This is a genomic window from Curtobacterium sp. UNCCL17, assembly GCF_000686685.1.
Classification (GTDB): Bacteria; Actinomycetota; Actinomycetes; order Actinomycetales; family Microbacteriaceae; genus Curtobacterium; species Curtobacterium flaccumfaciens.
Window position 1 is genome coordinate 251,860 of the sequence record NZ_JMLI01000017.1, and the last position, 20,111, is coordinate 271,970.

The 20,111-nt window shown below is 71.6% G+C and carries 17 protein-coding genes; 14 read left to right on the plus strand and 3 right to left on the minus strand.

Features of this window, described 5'->3' with window-relative positions; all coding sequences use genetic code 11:
* Positions 1–188 precede the first annotated feature (188 nt).
* From BR70_RS18925 to BR70_RS0101350, 7 genes are all read left to right on the plus strand, one after another.
* Entirely contained in the window at positions 189–1,592 is a 1,404-nt protein-coding gene (locus BR70_RS18925) for an alpha/beta hydrolase (RefSeq protein ID WP_051596510.1), read from the plus strand.
* A gap of 247 nt (positions 1,593–1,839) precedes the next feature.
* Positions 1,840–4,179 (plus strand): transglycosylase domain-containing protein, encoded by a 2,340-nt coding sequence (locus tag BR70_RS18930; protein ID WP_081827173.1) that lies wholly within the window; start codon positions 1,840–1,842, stop codon positions 4,177–4,179.
* Between the two features lie 139 nt (positions 4,180–4,318).
* Positions 4,319–4,618 (plus strand): Asp-tRNA(Asn)/Glu-tRNA(Gln) amidotransferase subunit GatC, encoded by a 300-nt coding sequence (gatC, locus tag BR70_RS0101330; RefSeq protein ID WP_017887005.1) that lies wholly within the window; start codon positions 4,319–4,321, stop codon positions 4,616–4,618.
* Between the two features lie 11 nt (positions 4,619–4,629).
* Positions 4,630–6,177 (plus strand): Asp-tRNA(Asn)/Glu-tRNA(Gln) amidotransferase subunit GatA, encoded by a 1,548-nt coding sequence (gene gatA / locus BR70_RS0101335; protein WP_027464607.1) that lies wholly within the window; start codon positions 4,630–4,632, stop codon positions 6,175–6,177.
* Positions 6,177–7,682, plus strand: a complete 1,506-nt coding sequence (gatB, locus tag BR70_RS0101340; protein ID WP_035807593.1) for an Asp-tRNA(Asn)/Glu-tRNA(Gln) amidotransferase subunit GatB — start codon at positions 6,177–6,179, stop codon at positions 7,680–7,682. The genes gatA and gatB overlap by 1 nt, the downstream gene beginning before the upstream one ends.
* Before the next feature lie 111 nt (positions 7,683–7,793).
* Positions 7,794–8,957, plus strand: coding sequence for a type III polyketide synthase (locus BR70_RS0101345; RefSeq protein ID WP_027464608.1), 1,164 nt, complete (start codon positions 7,794–7,796; stop codon positions 8,955–8,957).
* Positions 8,954–9,676: a methyltransferase domain-containing protein gene (locus BR70_RS0101350; RefSeq protein WP_027464609.1), complete on the plus strand. Its 723-nt coding sequence runs from the start codon at positions 8,954–8,956 to the stop codon at positions 9,674–9,676. Before BR70_RS0101345 ends, BR70_RS0101350 begins: the two co-directional genes overlap by 4 nt.
* 172 nt (positions 9,677–9,848) lie before the next feature.
* Here BR70_RS0101350 and BR70_RS0101355 read toward each other — a convergent pair whose 3' ends face one another.
* The gene (locus BR70_RS0101355; RefSeq protein WP_027464610.1) at positions 9,849–10,898 is read right to left on the minus strand and encodes a zinc-dependent alcohol dehydrogenase family protein; all 1,050 of its coding nucleotides are present in this window, start codon (positions 10,896–10,898) and stop codon (positions 9,849–9,851) included.
* 80 nt (positions 10,899–10,978) lie between these two features.
* Here BR70_RS0101355 and BR70_RS0101360 point away from each other — a divergent pair, with 80 nt between their 5' ends.
* On the plus strand, positions 10,979–11,923 hold the full coding sequence (locus BR70_RS0101360; RefSeq protein ID WP_027464611.1) for a DUF3097 domain-containing protein: 945 nt from the start codon (positions 10,979–10,981) through the stop codon (positions 11,921–11,923).
* A gap of 70 nt (positions 11,924–11,993) precedes the next feature.
* Positions 11,994–12,647 carry a hypothetical protein gene (locus BR70_RS0101365; protein ID WP_027464612.1) on the plus strand — a complete coding sequence of 218 codons (654 nt, stop codon included), beginning with the start codon at positions 11,994–11,996 and terminating at the stop codon, positions 12,645–12,647.
* Between the two features lie 332 nt (positions 12,648–12,979).
* Here BR70_RS0101365 and BR70_RS0101370 read toward each other — a convergent pair whose 3' ends face one another.
* Both BR70_RS0101370 and BR70_RS0101375 read right to left on the minus strand, forming a co-directional pair.
* A complete protein-coding gene (locus BR70_RS0101370) occupies positions 12,980–13,993 on the minus strand; it encodes a LacI family DNA-binding transcriptional regulator (RefSeq protein ID WP_027464613.1) in 1,014 nt (337 codons plus the stop codon).
* The gene (locus BR70_RS0101375) at positions 13,990–14,412 is read right to left on the minus strand and encodes a DUF3054 domain-containing protein (protein ID WP_027464614.1); all 423 of its coding nucleotides are present in this window, start codon (positions 14,410–14,412) and stop codon (positions 13,990–13,992) included. The genes BR70_RS0101370 and BR70_RS0101375 overlap by 4 nt, the downstream gene beginning before the upstream one ends.
* Positions 14,413–14,675: 263 nt before the next feature.
* On the opposite strand from BR70_RS0101375, the gene BR70_RS21995 reads away from it, so the two are divergent.
* From BR70_RS21995 to BR70_RS0101400, 5 genes are all read left to right on the plus strand, one after another.
* Entirely contained in the window at positions 14,676–15,488 is an 813-nt protein-coding gene (locus BR70_RS21995; RefSeq protein ID WP_155896725.1) for a hypothetical protein, read from the plus strand.
* A gap of 494 nt (positions 15,489–15,982) precedes the next feature.
* Positions 15,983–17,137, plus strand: coding sequence for an extracellular solute-binding protein (locus BR70_RS0101385; RefSeq protein ID WP_027464615.1), 1,155 nt, complete (start codon positions 15,983–15,985; stop codon positions 17,135–17,137).
* Positions 17,134–18,168: an ABC transporter permease gene (locus tag BR70_RS0101390; protein WP_027464616.1), complete on the plus strand. Its 1,035-nt coding sequence runs from the start codon at positions 17,134–17,136 to the stop codon at positions 18,166–18,168. The genes BR70_RS0101385 and BR70_RS0101390 overlap by 4 nt, the downstream gene beginning before the upstream one ends.
* Positions 18,165–18,977, plus strand: a complete 813-nt coding sequence (locus tag BR70_RS0101395) for an ABC transporter permease (RefSeq protein ID WP_017886992.1) — start codon at positions 18,165–18,167, stop codon at positions 18,975–18,977. The genes BR70_RS0101390 and BR70_RS0101395 overlap by 4 nt, the downstream gene beginning before the upstream one ends.
* 26 nt (positions 18,978–19,003) lie before the next feature.
* Positions 19,004–20,080 (plus strand): ABC transporter ATP-binding protein, encoded by a 1,077-nt coding sequence (locus BR70_RS0101400; protein ID WP_231495611.1) that lies wholly within the window; start codon positions 19,004–19,006, stop codon positions 20,078–20,080.
* Positions 20,081–20,111: the final 31 nt, after the last annotated feature.

Sequence of the window (20,111 nt, forward strand, 5' to 3'; positions counted from 1 at the left end):
AGGTCCGAGCGGGATGCACAGCACGCCCCGGTCGCATCCGCTGAGCGCGGCGCACCGTCCAACGCGCCCAGTTCGGGGGACAAGTTGCATCGCGCATGGATGATCGGCAGACATCTCCATAGACTCGACCGAGCATCACCCGTCGTCTGCAGGGGGACGTCGGGACGGCCTTCCCGGGGGAGACCCGAATGCTGCTCATCGCTGCGGCTCTGCTCACCGCCTCGGTGCACTCGCTCGGAGTGATCGAGGCCCCACGCATGCCCCCGACGCACCAGGTCACGGTCACCAGCACCGCCGCGACCCGCATCGTCCCGGTCGTGGACCCCGCCGTCGCCACGCTCCCGGCGGCACCGGCGGCAGCGGAGGCGGCGGCGTCGACATCGACGACGGGGGTGGGGGTCGACGGCCTCGCCGCCGCGCACGGACGAGCCTTCGTCGAGGACCTCGGTGCACTCGGCGCCGCCGACCTGCGAAGCGCAGCCACCGACCGTCGTGTCGTGGCGACGGTGCAGGACGACCCGCCGCCCGCGCAGACCGTCGCGCAGTGGTGGTCGCACCTGCCGGCCGACGAGCAGGACCGGCTCCGGGTGCACGCACCCGCCCTGGTGGGGAACCTCGAGGGCGTGCCGTACGCAGTCCGCGACCAGGCCAACCGCGCGACGCTGACCGCCGGCCTCGCCGACGCCGACCTCGGTGCAGCCCGGGCCGCGATGCTCGGGCAGGTCCGTGACTCCCTGGTGCAGGAGCCGGGCGACCCGCGGCGCTTCCTGGTGGCGCTCGACACCCGGGGTTCCGGGCGTGCGGCGATCAGCATCGGCGACCTCGACACCGCGGCCGACGTCACCGTCGTGGTGCCGGGCATGTTCTTCACGGTCACCGGGCAGATGACCGACTTCACGAACACCGCCAACGACCTGTCCCGGGAGCAGGCCACCCTGGCGCCGCTCGCCGCCACCGGCAACGGGTCGGGTGTCGCCGTCGTCGCGTGGATGGGGTACCGCACTCCGGACCTGTCGAACATCCTGTCGCTCGGGCTCGCACGGACCGGGGCGGAGCGGCTCGAACGGACCGTCGCAGGGCTGCGCGTGATCCGCGCAGGCGACCAACCGCGGGTGAACATCGTCGCGCACTCGTACGGGTCGACCACGGCGATGACGGCGCTGGCGTCGGGGCGCATGACCGCCGACACCCTGACCGTGCTCGGGTCGCCGGGCAGCGACGTCCGGACGGCGGACGACCTCGCCGTCGCCACCGGGCAGGTCTTCGTCGGCGGTGCGCACAGCGACCCCATCGCGGGCTCCGGGTACTTCGGCACCGACCCGGGTGGGGCGTCGTTCGGCTCGACCGTGCTCGACCTGGCCGGGGGCGCCGACGCGCTGTCGGCCGGTGACGTGTTCCGGCGTCCCGTGGGGCACAACGACTACCTCAAACCGGGCACGGCATCGCTGCACGACGTCGCCCTGATCGGCATCGGACGCGGCGACCTGGTGCGCGAGCAGGTTCGACGCGGGAAGTCGGGTGGCGACGGCATCGTCGGCGCCTCGCCGGACATGTACCTCGTGCGCCCGCAGGATCTGCAGCCCCGTGACTGACCGGCCGTGCCCGACCGCCCCCTGAGCGACCCGGCGGACCCGCCGGTCGTGGCGACGCGGTGGGCGTGACCCGATCGTGACCGGCGGCCGACGTGCCGGAGCCGTCGCGGGCCTCCCGGCCGGATCGGTGCGCCCGCGCGGATCGCGACCCGTCCTCGGAACGGGCTGGGTGGCAACCTGAACGCGACCGCAGCCTGCACTCGTTCCGGGGCAGAACCAGTACAGCCCTGCTGCCTACGGTGCCGTCATGCGTGTGGTGCGATGGCCTGGTGCTCTCCTGATGTTCGTGGTGATGTCCGTGCTCGCCGGCATGCTCGTCGCCGTCGCGGTGACCCCGGCGGTCGCCGTCGCGGGAGAGGGGACCTCCGGGGCGGTCTCGTTCTTCGAGGACCTGCCGACCTACCTCGACGTGCAGACCCCGCAGCAGGTGTCGTCCATGTACGCGGAGCAGGGCGGGAAGCAGGTCAAGATCGCCTCGTTCTACGCCGAGAACCGCACGAACGTCACGGCCGACCAGATGGCGGACACGCTCAAGCAGGCGGCGATCGACACCGAGGACCCGCGCTACTACGACGAGGGCGGCATCGACGTGCTCGGCACGCTCCGCGGCGTCGCCGCGACCGTCGTCGGCGGCGACGTGCAGGGCGGCTCGAGCATCACGCAGCAGTACGTCAAGAACGTCCTGGTGCAGCAGTGCGAGGAGCTCACCGGCACGGACCAGGCCGCCACCGAGAAGAAGGTCGAAGCCTGCTACGAGGACGCGGCCGGCGTCACGCCGCAGCGCAAGCTGCAGGAGATGCGGTACGCCATCGCGGTGAACAAGAAGTACTCGAAGGACGAGATCCTGACCGGGTACCTCAACATCGTCGGGCTCGGCGGGCGGGTATACGGTGCCGAGGCCGGGGCCGAGTACTACTTCGGCGTGCACGCGAAGGACCTGTCGCTCGTGCAGTCGGCCACGCTCGTCGCGATCCTCAACAACCCGTCGAACCTGCGCATCGACGTGCCGAGCGACAAGGACAACGGCAAGGCCAACGGGTACCAGCTGACGAAGGAGCGCCGCGACTACGTGCTCCGCCGGATGCAGGCGCACGGGTCGATCACGAAGGCACAGATGACGAAGGCGATCGCGACGCCGGTCACGCCGAAGATCACCGAGACCGCCAACGGGTGCTCGACCGCCGCGACGAACCACGACGCCGGCTACTTCTGCGACTACGTCCGCGACCAGGTGCTGCAGGACCCCGCGTTCGGCAAGACCGCGGCGGCACGCATCGCCACGCTCGACACCAAGGGCCTGCAGATCCACACCTCGCTCGACCTCGACCTGCAGGGTCAGGCACAGTCCGCCCTGTCCACCTACGTGCCGGCCACCATGGCCGGCGTCGACGTCGGCGGCTCGAACGTCACCGTGGAGCCCGGCACCGGCCGGATCATGTCGATGGTCCAGAACACCACCTACACGCAGGGGGACCACGCCGGGGCCGGTGCCACGGCGGTGAACTACAGCGCCGACTCCGGGTACGGCAACTCGGGCGGGTTCCAGACCGGCTCGACCTACAAGGTGTTCACCCTGGCCGAGTGGCTCGCCAGCGGGCACACCCTGTCCGACTCGGTCACCACCTCGGAGCACCAGTTCGAGAACGCCGAGTTCACCAACACCTGCCAGAACGTCGCGGGCGGCACCTGGAACGTCGCCAACGCCGAGAGGGTGCCGTCGTCGATGTCGGTCGAGGCGGCGACGGTCGAGTCGATCAACACCGCGTACGCCCAGATGGGCAAGCAGCTCGACCTGTGCAAGATCGCCCAGCTCGCGCAGTCGATGGGCATCCACCGCGCCGACGGCGGTGACCTGACGCAGACGCCGTCCTCGATCCTCGGCGTGAACGAGCTGTCGCCGATCGACCTGGCCGAGGCGTACGCGGGCTTCGCCAACGGCGGCATCGTGTGCACGCCCACCGCGATCGACTCGGTGACCGAGGCAGACGGCACGAAGATCACCCCGACGCCGTCGTCCTGCACGCAGGGCGTCTCGGCGGACGTCGCGGGCACGGTCGACTACGCGCTGCAGGGCGTGCTGTCCGGGTCGGGGACGGCCGCGAGTGCGAACCCCGGGGACAGCGTGGCGAAGTTCGCGAAGACCGGCACCACCGACGGTGACGTGCAGAACTGGCTGGTCGCGTCGTCGACGAAGTACACGAACGCCACCTGGGTCGGCAACGTGCAGGGGAACGTGAGCCTGGCGAACTGGCCGTTCCTGCAGGGCACCACCGGGTACAGCGCGAAGTTCGGGGTCGGGAAGTCGATGATGGCGTACCTGGACCAGACCGTCGGCGGGGGAGCGCTGCCCGCGCCGAGCCAGGCGATGATCGGGCAGGCGAGCAAGTCGTCTTCGTCGTCTTCGTCGTCGGGGTCCTCGTCCGGGCAGGGGACGGCGCAGGACGACCAGACGACGCCCACGGCTGCGCCCGCTGCTCCGGGGGCTGCGCCCGCTGCTCCGGCTGCACCCGCTGCACCCGCTGCGCCGGCGCCCGCCGCGACGGTGGCCCCGGCGGCGCCGGCTGCGAGGGACCAGAACGGGAAGTGACCCGCTGGCCCCCTGGAGGCCCGGTGCCGGTCCGGCGGACCGGCACCGGGCCTCCAGGGGCGTTGTCCACAGCCGCGCCTGCGCGCCCGACGCAGCCAATAGACTGTGGGGCATTCCACGAACCGATCGACGGAGCACCATGCCTGACATCACGAGCGAGCAGGTCGCGCACCTGGCGAACCTCGCACGTATCGCACTCACGCCCGACGAGATCGAGAAGCTGACCGGGGAGCTGTCGCACATCGTCGAGAGCGTCGCCAAGGTCGCCGAGGTCGCGACCGACGACGTCCCGGCGACGAGCCACCCCGTGCCGCTCGGCAACGTCACCCGACCCGACGTGGTCGGCACGACGCTGACGCAGGAGCAGGCGCTCTCCGGGGCGCCCGACTCCGACGGCGAACGGTTCCGCGTGACCGCCATCCTCGGCGAAGAACAGTAGGGCGAAGAACAGTGACTGACGACATCACGAAGCTGAGCGCCGCGGCGCTCGCCGACGCCCTCGTGGCGCGCGACGTCTCGAGCGTCGAGGCCACCCAGGCCCACCTCGACCGGATCGCCGCCGTCGACGGCGACGTGCACGCGTTCCTGCACGTCAACCAGAACGCCCTGGCAGTGGCGAAGTCGATCGACTCCCGCCGTGCCGCCGGTGACGACCTCGGGCCCCTCGCCGGTGTGCCGATCGCCGTCAAGGACGTCCTGTGCACGCAGGACATGCCCACGACCGCCGGGTCCAGGATCCTCGAGGGCTGGGTGCCGCCGTACGACGCCACCCCCGTCGCGAAGCTCCGCGCCGCCGGCCTCGTGCCGCTCGGCAAGACCAACATGGACGAGTTCGCGATGGGCTCGACCACCGAGTTCTCGGCGTACGGTCCGACCCGCAACCCGTGGGACCTCGACCGGATCCCCGGCGGGTCCGGCGGTGGCTCGGCCGCCGCGGTCGCGGCGCACGAAGCACCCTTCGCCCTCGGTTCGGACACGGGTGGCTCCATCCGCCAGCCCGGTGCCGTGACGGGCACGGTCGGCGTGAAGCCGACCTACGGCGGGGTGAGCCGCTACGGCGCCATCGCGCTGGCGTCCAGCCTCGACCAGATCGGCCCGGTGTCCCGCACCGTCCTCGACGCCGCGCTCCTGCACGACGTCATCGGTGGGCACGACCCGAAGGACTCCACGTCCATCCCGGACGCCTGGCCCTCGATGGCCGCCGCCGCACGCGAAGGGTTGCAGGCGGACACGCTCCGCGGCCTGCGCGTCGGCGTGGTGAAGGAACTCGCCGGGGGCGACGGGTTCCAGGCCGGTGTCACCCAGCGCTTCCAGGAGACGGTCGCGCTGCTCGAGTCGGCCGGTGCGGTCGTCGTCGAGATCGACGCCCCGTCGTTCGCGTACGCGATCAGTGCGTACTACCTGATCCTCCCGGCCGAGGCGTCGTCGAACCTCGCCAAGTTCGACTCGGTGCGCTTCGGCCTCCGGGTCACGCCCGAGAACGGTGCCACCGTCGAGGACGTCATGGCCGCCACGCGTGAAGCCGGCTTCGGACCCGAGGTCAAGCGGCGCATCATCCTCGGCACCTACGCCCTGAGCGCCGGCTACTACGACGCCTACTACGGCTCGGCGCAGAAGGTCCGCACGCTCGTGCAGCGGGACTTCCAGGCCGCCTTCGAGCAGGTCGACCTGCTCGTCAGCCCGTCGGCGCCGACGACCGCGTTCCCGATCGGTGAGCGCATCGACGACCCGCTGGCGATGTACCTCAACGACCTCACCACGATCCCGGCGAACCTCGCCGGTGTCCCCGGCATGAGCATCCCGAACGGCCTCGCGCCCGAGGACGGCCTGCCCGTCGGCGTGCAGCTGATGGCGCCCCAGCGTGAGGACGCCCGGCTGTACCGCTACGGTGCCGCCCTCGAGCGTCTGCTCGAACAGCAGTGGGGCGCGCCGCTCATCGCGTCCGTCCCGGACCTCGACCAGAGTCAGCAGTCGGCTGCGCAGGAAGGTGTGATCTGATGGCGCAGAAGGACGCGCTGATGGACTTCGACGAGGCGCTCGAGCGCTACGAGCCGGTGCTCGGCTTCGAGGTCCACGTCGAACTCGCGACGAAGACCAAGATGTTCTCGGACGCCCCGAACTTCTTCGGCGGCGAGCCCAACACGAACGTCACCCCGGTCGACCTCGGGCTGCCCGGGTCGCTGCCGGTCGTCAACGCACAGGCCGTGCGGTACTCGATCCAGCTCGGGCTCGCGCTCGGCTGCTCGATCGCCGAGTCCTCGCGGTTCGCCCGGAAGAACTACTTCTACCCGGACAACCCGAAGAACTACCAGGTCTCGCAGTACGACGAGCCCATCGCCTACGAGGGCGAGGTCGAGGTCGAGCTCGCCGACGGCACGATCTACAACATCCCGATCGAGCGCGCCCACATGGAAGAGGACGCCGGCAAGCTGACGCACGTCGGTGGTGCCACCGGCCGCATCCAGGGCGCCGAGTACTCGCTCGTCGACTACAACCGTGCCGGCGTGCCCCTGGTCGAGATCGTCACGAAGCCGATCTTCGGCGCCGAGCACCGTGCCCCCGAGCTCGGAGCCGCCTACGTGCAGGTCATCCGTGACCTCGTCCGGGCGCTCGGTGTCTCCGAGGCCCGCATGGAGCGCGGCAACCTGCGGTGCGACGCGAACATCTCGCTGCGCCCCCGCGGGCAGGAGAAGCTCGGCACCCGCACCGAGACCAAGAACGTCAACTCGTTCCGCGCCGTCGAGCGTGCGATCCGCTACGAGATCCAGCGGCAGGCCGCGATCCTCGCCGCCGGTGGCACGATCACGCAGGAGACCCGCCACTGGCACGAGGACACCGGCCGTACCTCGGCAGGTCGCCCCAAGTCGGACGCCGACGACTACCGGTACTTCCCGGAACCCGACCTGCTGCCCGTCGTGCCGGACCCCGCCGTCATCGCGGAGCTCCGTGCCTCGCTGCCCGAGGCCCCCGTCGCACGCCGCCGTCGCCTGAAGGGTGACTGGGGCTTCGCCGACCTGGAGTTCCAGGACGTCGTCAACGGTGGCCTGCTCGACGAGGTCGAGGGCACCGTCGCCGCCGGCGCCGCACCCCAGGCCGCCCGCAAGTGGTGGACCGGTGAGATCAGCCGCGTCGCCAACGCGCAGGACGCAGCCCCCGGTGACCTGGTGTCGCCGAAGCACGTCGCCGAGGTCATCGCGCTCGTCGAGTCCGGCGACCTGACCGACCGTCTGGCACGCCAGGTGCTCGAGGGCGTCATCGCGGGCGAGGGCTCGCCGGCGCAGGTCGTCGAGGCCCGCGGGCTCAAGGTCGTCTCGGATGACTCCGCCCTGACGGCCGCGGTCGACGAAGCACTCGCGGCGCAGCCCGACGTGCTGGCGAAGATCCAGGACGGCAAGGTCCAGGCAGCCGGCGCGATCATCGGTGCGGTCATGAAGGCCATGAAGGGCCAGGCCGACGCCGCCCGCGTGCGGGAACTCGTGCTGGAGCGCGCACAGCAGTCGTAGGCAGTCCCACCTCGCAAGGGCACGGCACCGGTCGGTGCCGTGCCCTTGCGTGCGTCCCGGTCGCCGTGGGCATCCTGGGGACACGTCAGCGATCGGGTGACAGGATGAGTCGTGTCCGCAACGATCCGCGCCATCGGAACCGCCGTCCCCGAGACGACCCTCGACCAGCCCCGGGTGCGTGACCTGTTCTCCGCCCAACCCGACCTCGGGCGGCTCGGCCAACGGCTCGTCCCCGCCGCGTTCGACGGGTCGGCGGTCGACCAGCGGCACACCGTCCTCGAGGAACTCGACTCCGCACGTGCCGGTGGTGCGTTCCGTGACGACGACGGCACCCTGCGCTCGCCGTCCACCGGCTCACGCAACGACCGGTACCGCGAACTCGCACCGCCGCTGTTCGTCGCCGCCGCCCGCGACGCCGTGGAACGTGCCGGCATCGCGCCGGAGTCCGTCACGCACCTGGTGACCGTGTCGTGCACCGGGTTCACGCAGCCCGGGCCCGACATCGACGTCGTCGAGCAGCTCGGGCTCCCCGGTGGCGTCTTCCGGCACCACATCGGCTTCATGGGGTGCTGCGCCGCGTTCCCCGCCCTGCGGATCGCCGCGGCGTTCGTCGACCAGGACCCGGACGCCGTCGTGCTCGTGGTCTGCGGCGAACTCTGCACCCTGCACGTCCGCGCCTCGAACGACCCCGACCAGATCGTCGCGAACAGCGTCTTCGGCGACGGTGCGGCCGCCGCGGTGGTCGCCCGCGACGGAGCCGGTCTGCGCTTCGACGACTTCACGACGGCCGTGGTGCCCGAGGGAGCGTCCGAGATGGCGTGGAACATCGGGGACGAGGGCTTCGAGATGGTCCTGTCCACCGCCGTGCCGAAGCTCGTCGGCCTGCACGTCCCGAGCGCCGTGCAACCGCTGCTCGACGGCGGGCCCGCCTCGGACGTGCCGGTGTGGGCGGTCCACCCGGGCGGCCGAGCCATCCTCGACCGCACCCAGGAGTCGCTCGGCCTGCCGGACAGTGCGATGGAGTCGAGTCGGCGGGTGCTGCGCGAACACGGCAACATGTCGAGCGCCACCGTGCTCTTCGTCCTGCGCGACGCGGTCGACGCCGGCCTCGAGGACGGCAGCGCCGTCGTCGCGCTCGCCTTCGGCCCGGGCCTCACGGTGGAGAGTGCGCGGCTCACCGCGGTGCGGACCGAGGCGTTGCCCGCGGCAGAACCCGCGGCGGAACCCGCCGTCGCAGCCGACCGCGTGCCCGTCGCGACCATGGGCGCGGCGTGAGCCGTCAGGGCGGCGGCACCAGGGGCCTCCCGGCCGTCGACCTGCGCACCCGCGCGCTCAGCCTGACCGAACTGATGGACGACCCGGACTGCGACCCGCGTGCGCTCGCGCGCACGTTCCGGCGCTTCGCCGTCGTGAACGCGCTCGTGAGTGGCTGGCGCGCGGCCTGGCGCTCGCACGTCGTCCCGGCCCTGCCCGCCAGCGGCCGTGGCCGGGTGCTCGACCTGGGGTGCGGTGGCGGCGACCTGGCCCGCTCGCTGGTGCGGTGGGCGGCGAGCGACGGGTTCGATCTCGAGGTCGTCGGGGTCGACCCGGACGAACGCGCCATCGCGGCGGCACGGCGGTCGTCCCCGACCGGTGTGACGTTCCGGCAGCAGTCGAGCGGTGACCTGGTCGCGGCTGGTGAGCGGTTCGACGTCGTCGTGTCGAACCACGTGCTGCACCACCTGGGTGACGAGGAGCGGCGGGGGTTCCTGGCCGACTCCGAACTGCTCGCGAGCGGGCGCAGCCTGCACTCCGACATCCGGCGGTCCTCGGCGGCCTACCGTGCCTACGCTCTGGCGTCACCGCTCGTGGCGGCGGGGACGTTCATCCGGGTCGACGGCCTGCGGTCGATCCGCCGGAGCTTCACCGTGCCCGAACTCCGCGACGTGCTGCCCGGCGGGTGGCGGGCCGAGGCGGCTGCGCCGCACCGGGTGCTGGCGATCCGCGACGCGTGAGCGGGCGGCGGCTGCCCGACGCGGGCCGCGGGCCGCGGGGCCACGTTTCGGGCTCAGCGACAGTTCACGGGCGTGCCCGCGCGTGAACTGTCGCTGAGCGCGAACGACCGGCCGGCGGCCCGGCGGGACGAACCCCGCGCGACGCGCGACGCGCCCCGCGCGCCGTGCGCCGCTACGGCCGCAGCAGCACCTTGATGGCCCGGCGCTCGTCCATCGCGCGGTAGGCCTCGGCGGCCTCGTCGAGCGGCAGCTCCAGGTCGAAGACGCGACCGGGGTCGATCGCGCCAGACAGCACGTCGGGCAGCAGCTCGGGGATGTACTTCCGGGCCGGGGCCATGCCGCCCGCGATGGCGATGTTCGTGTCGAACAGGTAGCGCGTGCCGATCGTCGGCACCCCGTGCGGGACCCCGACGAAGCCGACGTTGCCACCGGGGCGCACCGAGTGCAGCGCCTGGTCCATGCTCTCCTCGGTGCCGACGGCCTCGACGGCGCAGTCGGCCAGGTCGCCGCCCAGGAGCTCCCGGACGGCGTCGACGCCCTCGGCACCACGGGCGGCCACGATGTCGGTCGCGCCGAACTCGCGGGCGAGCGCCTGGCGGTCCGCGTGCCGGCTCATCGCGATGATGCGGTCCGCGCCGAGACGATTCGAGGCGAGCACGGCGGACAGGCCGACCGCGCCGTCGCCGACCACGACGACGGTCTTGCCGGGGCCGACCGCTGCCGACACGGCGGCGTGGTGCCCCGTCGAGAAGACGTCGGACAGGGTGAGCAGCGACGGCACCAGGGCCGGGTCGACCGGGCCGGGAACCACGACGAGCGTGGCGTCGGCGTCCGGGATCCGCACGTACTCGGCCTGTGCGCCACCGACGGGGTCGCCGTAGGCGTCCGTGCTGCCGAAGCCGGACAGGTGGTCGCAGCCGGTGGTCATGCCGTTGCGGCAGGCCTGGCAGGTGCCGTCGTTCATGGTGAAGGGGGAGATGACGAAGTCGCCCTCGTGCAGGCCGGTGACGTCGTCACCGACGGCGACGACCTCGCCGACGAGCTCGTGGCCGATCGGCCGCGGCTGCTTCGTCTCGGTGACGCCGCGGTAGGGCCAGAGGTCCGAGCCGCAGACACAGGCCGCGAGGACCCTGACGACGACGTCCTTGCCGGACAGGAGCCCGGGTCGGTCGCGCTCCTCGACGCGGATGTCGTTCGGGGCGTGGATGATCGCTGCGCGCACGGGCGGGCCTTCCGTCGAGATGATGGGGAACCGGCGCGGTCGACGTCGTCCGGGCCGTCGTCGACAGTACCCTCATGCGGGTGGACGACGACCGGTACGGCGGCGATGTGCTCTCGGGGGACTGGCGCTCGCGCGGAGTGAAGAAGGTGCGGCAGGTGCCGCTCGAACGGGACATGGTGCTCGAGGACCCGGACTCCGGGTGGGCCGGTGCCGTGGTGGGGCTCGAGGCCGGCAACATCGCGCTCGAGGACTGGAAGGGCCGCACGCGCTCCTTCCCCTTCACCGGGCAGTTCCTGCTCGAGGGTGAACTGGTGACGCTGGGGCGGCCGTCGGCGCCGGTCGGCCGGTCTGCCGCAGCCGCTGCCGGCTCGCCGGGTTCGCTGGGTTCCGTTCATTCGGACTGGAGGCCCGGGGCCGCGCCCGCCGTGCGGCAGGCGTCCGACGGCGGTCGCCTCCGCACCGCGTCCGGATCGTTCGCCGTGGAGTCGCAGCGTGCTCGGGTGGCGCTCCCCAGCCGCATCATGGTCGAGGGCAAGCACGACGCGGAACTCGTCGAGAAGGTCTGGGGCGCCGACCTGCGCGTCGAGGGCGTCGTGGTCGAGGAGCTCTCCGGCGTCGACAACCTGGCCGCCGTGCTCGACGAGTTCCAGCCGACGCGGGAGCGCCGGGTCGGGGTTCTGGTCGACCACCTGGTGCCCGGGTCGAAGGAGTCCCGCTTCGCCGACGCCGTGATGCGTGGCAGGTGGGGAGCGCACGTGCTCGTCGTCGGGCACCCGTTCGTCGACGTCTGGCAGTCGGTCAAGCCGGCGCGGGTCGGGCTGCGGGCGTGGCCGACGATCCCGCGCTCGATCGAGTGGAAGGCGGGCATCTGCCAGGCGCTCGGCTGGCCCCACGCCGAGCAGGCCGACATCGCTCGGGCATGGCAGCGGATCCTCGGGCAGGTGCGCACCTTCGCCGACCTGGAGCCGGAGCTGCTCGGCCGTGTCGAGGAGCTGATCGACTTCGTGACGGAACCACAGGCCTGAGAACCGGTGGATTGCCCGACCGGCGCGGTGTGCCGGGGGTGATCCGCGCCTCCAGGCCTACTGTTGAGGGATGGACGGCATCGACGGTCGCGTGCGGGGCGCGGTCGACCTGTGGCTGCGCTGGCTGCCGCGTTGGCAGATCGGTACCGCCCGCCCACGCACACGCATCTGCCGGAAGTGCACCGGGTCCCCGATCGCCGCGGCCGCGGGGTTCGGACCCGACGTGCCGCACGCCGTCCAGCACGCGCTGATCGGGCGGATCTCGACGATCGTCGAGGACGCCGTCGACGACTACACGGCGAAGAACCTGCCGCTGCTGCAGCGTGAACTCGAGCGGGCGGCGGCCCGGAAGCGGCACGCGGGGTACCAGCCGGCCGAGGGGTTGTCGCCGGAGTTCCAGGGCCTGGACGTGGACCCCGAGCCGTCGCCGGGGTCGCCGTTCCTGTTCACGCTCGGCGAGCTCGCCGGCACCGGTGCGGGGGAGCAGACGCCGCGCGTGCCGTTGTCCGACGAGGCGAAGGCTGCGCTCCGGCACGAGATCGCGCTGTCCGACGAGTGTGCGCGGTCGACCGGTACCGCGGTGTGCCTGGCGCTCATCGACCACCGGCCGCGGATCGCCGAGGCCGTCGAACGGCTCGTGGAGCCGCAGATCGAGGCGCTGGTGTCGGACATGTTCCGCGGGTTCGACGGGCCGGAGGACGGCCCGCGCAGCGGGTTGTTCTAGGCGCGGGGGTGGGCGCGCGCGGCTGCGGGTGCGGGTGCGGGTGCGGCTGCGGGTGCGGTGCGCGGGTGCGCGGCTGCCGTGGGTCGAAGCCGCACCGTGCTGTTTGTGTCGGCCGGTGCGAGGTTGTCCGCTCGGTGCACGCTTGTAGCGCCGCACCGAGCCATCGCGGTGGTAGCGCTTGACGAACCTCGCACCGTGCGTGTTTCTCGAGCCTCGCACCGCATCACGAATCGTGCACGGTCTGAGCGACCTCGCACCGTGCGCGAGGCCCGGAGCCTGCACGGGTTGAGTCGACGCGCACCGTGCGAGGTCGGCGAGTCGGCGGGTCGGCGTCAGCGGGGGAGCAAGGTGCGGCCGGGGATCACGGTGCCGCGCAGTGAGCGGTGCTCGACCGGGCGCGTGGGGTCATCGATGCGGCCGATGACCAGGTCGATGGCCTCGCGGCCGATGCGCTCGATCGGTTGCTCGAGTGTCGTGAAGCCGATCCAGTCGCTCGCCAGCGGGTAGACGCCGTCGAACCCGGTGACGGAGAGGTCACGCGGGACCTCGACACCGCGGCGGGCGAGCGCCTCGCACACGTCGAGCATGAGCCGGTCGGTCGGGCACATCACCGCGGTCACGCCCGACTCCTGCACGGCGTCCACCAGGTCGGCGGCGAGGTCGTCGGGTGGCCGCACGAAGCTCGCGTCGATGTCGATCACCCGGACGCCACGTGCTCGGAGCCGCTCGAGCATCGCCGAGGATCGCGCGTGCTGCGTGATCGCGTTGTCGAGCGGGACGGTGAACACCACGGCCGTGGTGTGGCCGGCATCGGCGACGGCATCCGCGATGGAAGCCCCACCGTCGACCTCGTCGCAGTAGACGCTCGAGAGCGCCGGGTGCAGCTCGGGCCGACCCGCGACGACGGTGGCGATGCGGGGCGCGAACTCGGCGATGTCGGCGGACGGCATCAGGCCGCTGCACACGACGAGTCCGTCGACGCGCATCGACACGAGTGCGGCGAGGGCGGACTTCTCGTCCTCGACCCGACCGACACCCGTCGTGGTGACGACGCGGTAGCCGAGCTCCGATGCGCGGCGCTCCATCACGGCGTGCAGTGCGGTGTAGACCATGGACGAGGCGTCCCGGACGAGCATCCCGATCGTGTTCGTGCGCCCGCTGACCAGTCCGCGAGCCATCGCGTTCGCGACGTACCCGAGCTCGGCTGCCGCTCGTTCGACGCGTTCGCGGGTCTCGTCCGAGAACCGTCCGGTCCCGGAGAGCACGCGGCTCACCGCCGACTTCGAGACCCCCGCACGTGCGGCGACGTCGAGGATCGTCGGCTGGGAACCGCGGCTGCCGTTCACGCGTCGGACGCTGCGGCGTCCTGCCGCGACCGCGACGCGGTGAACCGGAGCACGCCGCGGGCGATCGCGCGCCAGCCGAGCAGGAACACCCCGAGCACGATCGTCGCGACGATGACGAACGAGATCGGCAGCGGGTTGCCGTCGACGTCACCCTGGCCGGTGGCGACGCGGATGGCCAGACCGACGAAGACCGTGAGGATCCAGACCACGATGCCGGTCGGCCAGAAGCGCAGCGGTCGAGCCCAGGCCCCGCTCGTCACGTACCCGATCGCCCAACCGGCCAGGAACGGGTACGCGGTGGTCCAGAGCGCCAGCGCCGTGTTGGCCTCACCGTGCGACGAGCGCCCGATGAGTGCGAAGACGACGATGAGGACGACGTCGATGACGGCTGCGAGCCAACCCCAGGTGCGTGCGTTCACCCGCTCATTCTCGCAGGCCCCCGACTGCTCGCTCATTCCTCCACAAGGTGTTCGGCGGGGCTGGCCCTCCACAGCACGCCCACGCGGTGGTGCTCCGTAGGCGGAGGATCCGGAGCATCACCAGTATGTCGATGAACCTCAAGCTCGCACCGGTCCCCGAAGTCCTCACGTTCCGAACGTCCGCTCTGCGCCCCGACGAGTCCGATGTCATCAGACGTCGGGCGGCTGCGGGGGAGCTCACACGGGTAGCACGCGGACTGTACGTGGAGTCTGCGGGATGGGCCGCACTCCGCCCCAGCGAGCAGCACCACGTCCGGCTGCGCTCGTTCGCTGACCGGATCCGCCCCGGAGACCTGATCTCACACGTCTCCGCTGCCGTCGTCTTCGGTGTGCCCCTGCTCACCCCACCACTGACACGGATCCACGTGACCTCACGCGGTGCCGACCGGCGCACCACGAACGCGACCTTCGTCGTGCACGCCGACCTCGATGCTGAACGGAACGAGCGTCCGGTCGCCACGCCCGACGGGTTGCTGTTGTGCGGACTCGATCGGCTGGCGACCGACCTCGCACTCACACTGCCGTTCACCGACGCGGTCGTGTCCCTCGATGCGCTCCTCCGTCGCGAGGTCGAGCGCGAAGACGTCCGGTCGGCGATCGAGCGGCGCGGGCAGAAAGGACGACGTCGCGCTCTCCGGGCGATCGGGTTCGCCGATGCCGCATCGGACTCACCGGGGGAGTCGTACGCACGAGCGCGGTTCGACCAGTTCGGGACACGACCGCCGGTCCTCCAGCACCGCTTCCGAGCGCTCGGCGAGCCGGACATCGTCGTGGACTTCTGGTTCCCGGATGCCGGTGTCGTGGTCGAGTTCGACGGAGCCGTGAAGTACCGGAACAGTGCGTACCTGCGGGGACGGACGCCGGAGGAAGCGCTGTTCGACGAGAAGGTCCGGGAAGACCGGCTCCGCGCGTTCCCCGAGGTGCGAACCGTGGTGCGGCTCACCTGGTCGGACCTGCGCAACGAGTGGGTCCTCCGCGCGAAGCTCCGCCAGGCCGGAGTCCGTATGTCGCGCTGAGGGGTGTCAGTAGCGCACCGTGCGAGATTGTTCGGCCTCTTGCCGGTGCGCACGGTGCGCGGTTCGTCGCCCATCGCGGACCTGGCTGCTCGGTGCGGGGTCGTCGACAGCGAACCGGGCCGCGCACCGTGCATCGTTCGCCGGTCGGGGGCGAGCAGCCCGCTCGGTGCAGGGTTGTAGCCGGGCACGAAGCCGTCAACCTCGCACGGGTCGGCGGAACTCGCACCGTGCGCCGTCACCGCATACGACGCGCAGCACCGCGCCCGCGCCCGCCGCCCGCGCCCCCGCACGCCCGCACCCGGAGTTCACCCGGCGGCGACGCCGGAGGCACCCGGAGTTCACCCGGCAGCGCCACACTCGACCCCGGCGCGGGAACGTTCCCACACGACCCGCCCGCACGACCCCGCACACCCGCACGACCCCGCACACCCGCACGACCCCGCACACCCCCACCCCGCACGACCCCACCGCACCACGGAACAGGGAGAACCCACGTGAAGACCCGAGTCCTCGCCGGCCTCGCCATCGCGGCAGCCGCGACCGTCGCACTCTCCGGCTGCGTCCAGAGCGCCAACGCCTCGAACGCCTCCGACACCGACGGCACCACCGACCTCACCGTGTTCATCAGCGGCGACACCAACGTCCAGGACCTCTGGGACAAGTCGCTCATCCCCGCCTTCGAGAAGGCGAACCCGAAGATCCACGTCAGCACCAGCATCGACCTGCACGGCGAGCACGACGCCCAGACCCAGGCGAACCTCGCCACCGCGGTCAAGGCCGGCAAGTCCGTCGCGTACGACCTCGTCGACGCCGGTTTCGTCACCACCGCAGGCAAGGCCGGGCTGATGGCGAAGGTCGGCGACAGTACGATCCCGAACCTGAAGGACGTCCCGGACGCCACGAAGCAGCAGGGCGGTGACAGCGCCATCCCGTACCGCGCCTCGAGCGTGCTGCTGGCGTACGACGCGAAGAAGGTCACGGACCCGCCGAAGACCCTCGACGACCTGCTCGCCTGGATCAAGGCCAACCCGGGCGAGTTCGCCTACAACTCCCCGTCGTCCGGCGGTTCGGGTGGCTCGTTCGTGGCCACGGTGCTCGCGAAGTACCTGACGCCCGCCGAACAGGAGACGATGCAGACGAAGTACGACAAGTCGCTCGAGTCGAAGTGGGACAAGGGCTTCGCGGCCCTGAAGGACCTCGGCCCGTCGACGTACCAGAAGGGCGTCTACCCGAACGGCAACGACCAGGTCGTGCAGCTGCTCGGCAGTGGCCAGATCGCGATGGCCCCGGTCTGGAGCGACCAGTTCATCACCTCGCAGAAGACCGGCATCATCCCGAAGACCGTCAAGGCCGTGCAGATCGACGACCCGTCGTTCACCGGCAGCGCGAGCTTCCTCGGCATCCCCAAGACCGAGCCGAAGGCCAAGAAGGCGGCGGCGGAGAAGCTCGCCGACTTCGTGCTCAGCGCGAAGGGGCAGCAGCTCGTCGCGAGCGCCGTCTCCGGCTACCCGGTGATCCCGCTCGACAGCCTGCCGGCGTCGGTCGCCGAGCAGTTCGCCGACGCGAACCCCTCGCAGCTCCGCCTCGGGTTCCAGAGCGACTTCGCCGCCGACATGAACGCGGCGTGGGACGCGAAGGTCCCGCAGTGACCCAGACCGTCCAGGACGGCCCGGCAACCGGCCGGGAGGCCCGTGGCGAATCCGCCACGGGCCTCCCGCCCGTCCCGCCCCACGCCCAGGGCCCGGCGCACCCCGCCATCGGGCGCACGGCGCAGGAGCGGCTGGCCCGCCGCCGGCGGTGGCAGGGCCTCGCCCTCGTCGCCGCCCCGGTGCTGGTCGTCGTCCTGTTCGTCGGCGTCCCGGTGGTGAACGCCGCCCTGTTCAGCCTCGGGTTCACCGGCGGTCTGAACCAGGCGCTCGCCGACATCGGCGGCGACACCGTGCGCGGTTTCTCGTTCGCGGTCTACGCCACCCTGCTCGGCAACGCCACGTTCCTGCGGGACCTGGTCGCGACGCTCGGCGTCACCGCACTGTCGACCGGCCTGACCGTGGGGCTCGCGGTCGTCGTCGCGGTGATCCTGCGGCTCCGCGGAGGCTTCCTCGGCAAGACCCTCAGTGTCCTGGCCGTGGTGCCGATCTTCGTGCCGGTGGTCATCGCCAGCTGGTCGATCCTGACGTTCACCGACGCGCAGGGGTTCCTCCGGAGCCTCGGTGCGCAGTTCGGCCTCGACGTCCCGGTGTGGGGCTACACCCTCGTCGCCGTGGTGTTCGGCAGCGTCTGGACGAGCCTGCCGTTCGCGGTGCTCATGATCGCCGGGGCGCTGCAGGGCACCCCGGACGCCCTGGTCGAGGCCGCGAAGGACGCCGGGGCGAGCACCTGGCGCGTCGTCTGGCAGGTGCTCCTGCCGATGGCCGCGACCCCGCTCGTCATCGCGACGACGTTCACCGTGATCGGGGTCCTCGGTTCGTTCACCGTGCCGTACTTCACCGGTCCGAACGCGCCGACGATGCTCGGCGTCGACATCTCGAAGTACTTCCAGGCCTACAACCGTCCGCAGCAGTCGACGGCGATGGCGTTCATCGTGTTCGCGTTCGCCGCGGCCGCGAGCGTCTTCTACCTCCGCTCGACGGTCCGCTCGAACGCGGGCGAGCTCGACAAGAAGCGTCAGGAGCAGCAGTGATCAAGCGTCTGACCGGCAACGCCCTCGTCTGGGCGACCGCGATCGTGTTGGCCGTGTTCATCCTCGGGCCGCTCGTCTGGCTGGCGGCCCGGGCCTTCGCCACGACGTGGACCTACCCGAACCTGCTGCCCGACGGCTGGACCCTGCAGTGGTGGGGCACCGTGTTCGAGGACCGCAGCCTGGCCGTCGCGGTGCAGAACTCGCTCGTCCTCGCCCCGCTCACGGTCCTCATCGCCGCGGTGGTCTGCCTGCCCGCCGCGTGGGCGATCAGCCGCATCGAGTTCCCGGGGCGGCGGCTCGTGCTCGTCGGACTGTTCGCCACGAACGCGTTCCCGAAGATGGGCCTCTTCGTCACGATGTCGGCGATGTTCACCGCGCTGAACCTCATGAACACGGTCACCGGCATCCTGATCGTCCACGTCCTGGGCTGCGTCGTGTTCATGACGTGGTTGCCCGCCGCAGCCTTCTCGGCCGTGCCGCGGTCCCTCGAGGAAGCCGCCCGCGATGCCGGGGCGAGCCGCTGGCGCACCTTCTGGAAGGTGACGTTCCCGATCGCCTGGCCCGGGATCCTCGTCGCGATGGTGATGTCGTTCCTGGCGTCCTTCGACGAGGCGCAGGGCACGTACCTGGTCGGCGCCCCGACGTACATGACGATGCCGACGGCGATGTACTCGCTCGTCCTGAACTCCCCGCGCCAGGTCTCGGCGGTGTTCGCGATCGCGCTGAGCATCCCATCCGTGGTCCTGCTGCTGCTCGCCCGGAAGCACATCATGGGCGGCCGCCTGGCGGACGGCTTCCAGATCCGATGACCCACACCAGTACGAAAGGCGACCAGATGACGGACAAGGCGCTCGTCGCAGAACGCGCACCGGGCCTCCAGGCCGACGGCAGCACGGCGGACCGGACTCGCTCCGGCGGACTCACCATCCGCGGACTGCGCAAGACGCTCGGCGGACGCGACGTCGTCGCCGGCATCGACCTCGACGTCGCGAAGGGCGAGCTCGTCTCGCTCCTCGGCCCGTCCGGCTGCGGCAAGACCACGACGCTCCGCATGGTGGCGGGGTTCCTGCCCGCCGACGGCGGCGTCGTGACCATGGGGGACCGCGACGTCACGTCGCTCGGCCCGGAACGCCGGCCGAGCGCGATGGTGTTCCAGAACTACGCGCTCTGGCCGCACATGACGGTGACGCAGAACGTCGCGTTCCCGCTGCGGACCCGACGGGTGCCGAAGCAGCGGGTCGCCGAGCGGGTGCGCGACGCGCTCGAGCTCGTCGGCCTGAGCCACCACGCCGGCTCGAAGCCGACCGCGATCTCGGGCGGCGAGCAGCAGCGCGTCGCCCTGGCCCGCGCCATCGTGCAGGAGCCGGACGTCCTGCTCCTCGACGAGCCGCTGTCGAACCTCGATGCGAAGCTCCGCGTGAGCGTCCGCGACGAGATCCGCCGCATCCAGCAGCGACTCGGCATCACGACCGTGATCGTCACGCACGACCAGGACGAAGCGCTCAGCATCTCCGACCGGATCGCCGTCATGCACGACGGCCGCATCGAGCAGATCGCGACACCGACCGAGCTCTACGCCCGCCCCGCCACGAGCTTCGTCGCGTCGTTCATCGGGTCGACGAGCGTCGTCACCGGCCGGTTCCTCGCCGGCACCTCGGTCAGCCCGACGGCGGCCGACACGGTGCTGGTCCGCCCCGAGCAGGTCGTGCTCACCGACGACTCGCCGATCCGTGCGACGGTCGCGCGGGTGCTCATGCGCGGGCACTTCGCCGAGGTCGTGCTCAGCACCGACGGCGCGGAGCTCCGCGCCTACGTCACCGGGCCGCCGCCGGCGGTCGGCACCGAGACCGGGGTGCGCCTGGGCGAGGTGCTCGTCCACCGCGACGGCGTGCTGCTCGAGGTCGCCCGATGAGCGCGGGGGCTTCGACGTCCACGGCTTCGGC

What these genes read in the sequence shown, in the direction of transcription:
- BR70_RS0101365 (WP_027464612.1), top strand. Translation starts at nt 11,994, where the DNA reads ATGGACGGCATCGACGGTCGCGTGCGGGGCGCGGTCGACCTGTGGCTG.
- gatB (WP_035807593.1), top strand. Translation starts at nt 6,177, where the DNA reads ATGGCGCAGAAGGACGCGCTGATGGACTTCGACGAGGCGCTCGAGCGC.
- BR70_RS0101400 (WP_231495611.1), top strand. Translation starts at nt 19,004, where the DNA reads ATGACGGACAAGGCGCTCGTCGCAGAACGCGCACCGGGCCTCCAGGCC.
- BR70_RS18930 (WP_081827173.1), top strand. Translation starts at nt 1,840, where the DNA reads ATGCGTGTGGTGCGATGGCCTGGTGCTCTCCTGATGTTCGTGGTGATG.
- gatC (WP_017887005.1), top strand. Translation starts at nt 4,319, where the DNA reads ATGCCTGACATCACGAGCGAGCAGGTCGCGCACCTGGCGAACCTCGCA.
- BR70_RS18925 (WP_051596510.1), top strand. Translation starts at nt 189, where the DNA reads ATGCTGCTCATCGCTGCGGCTCTGCTCACCGCCTCGGTGCACTCGCTC.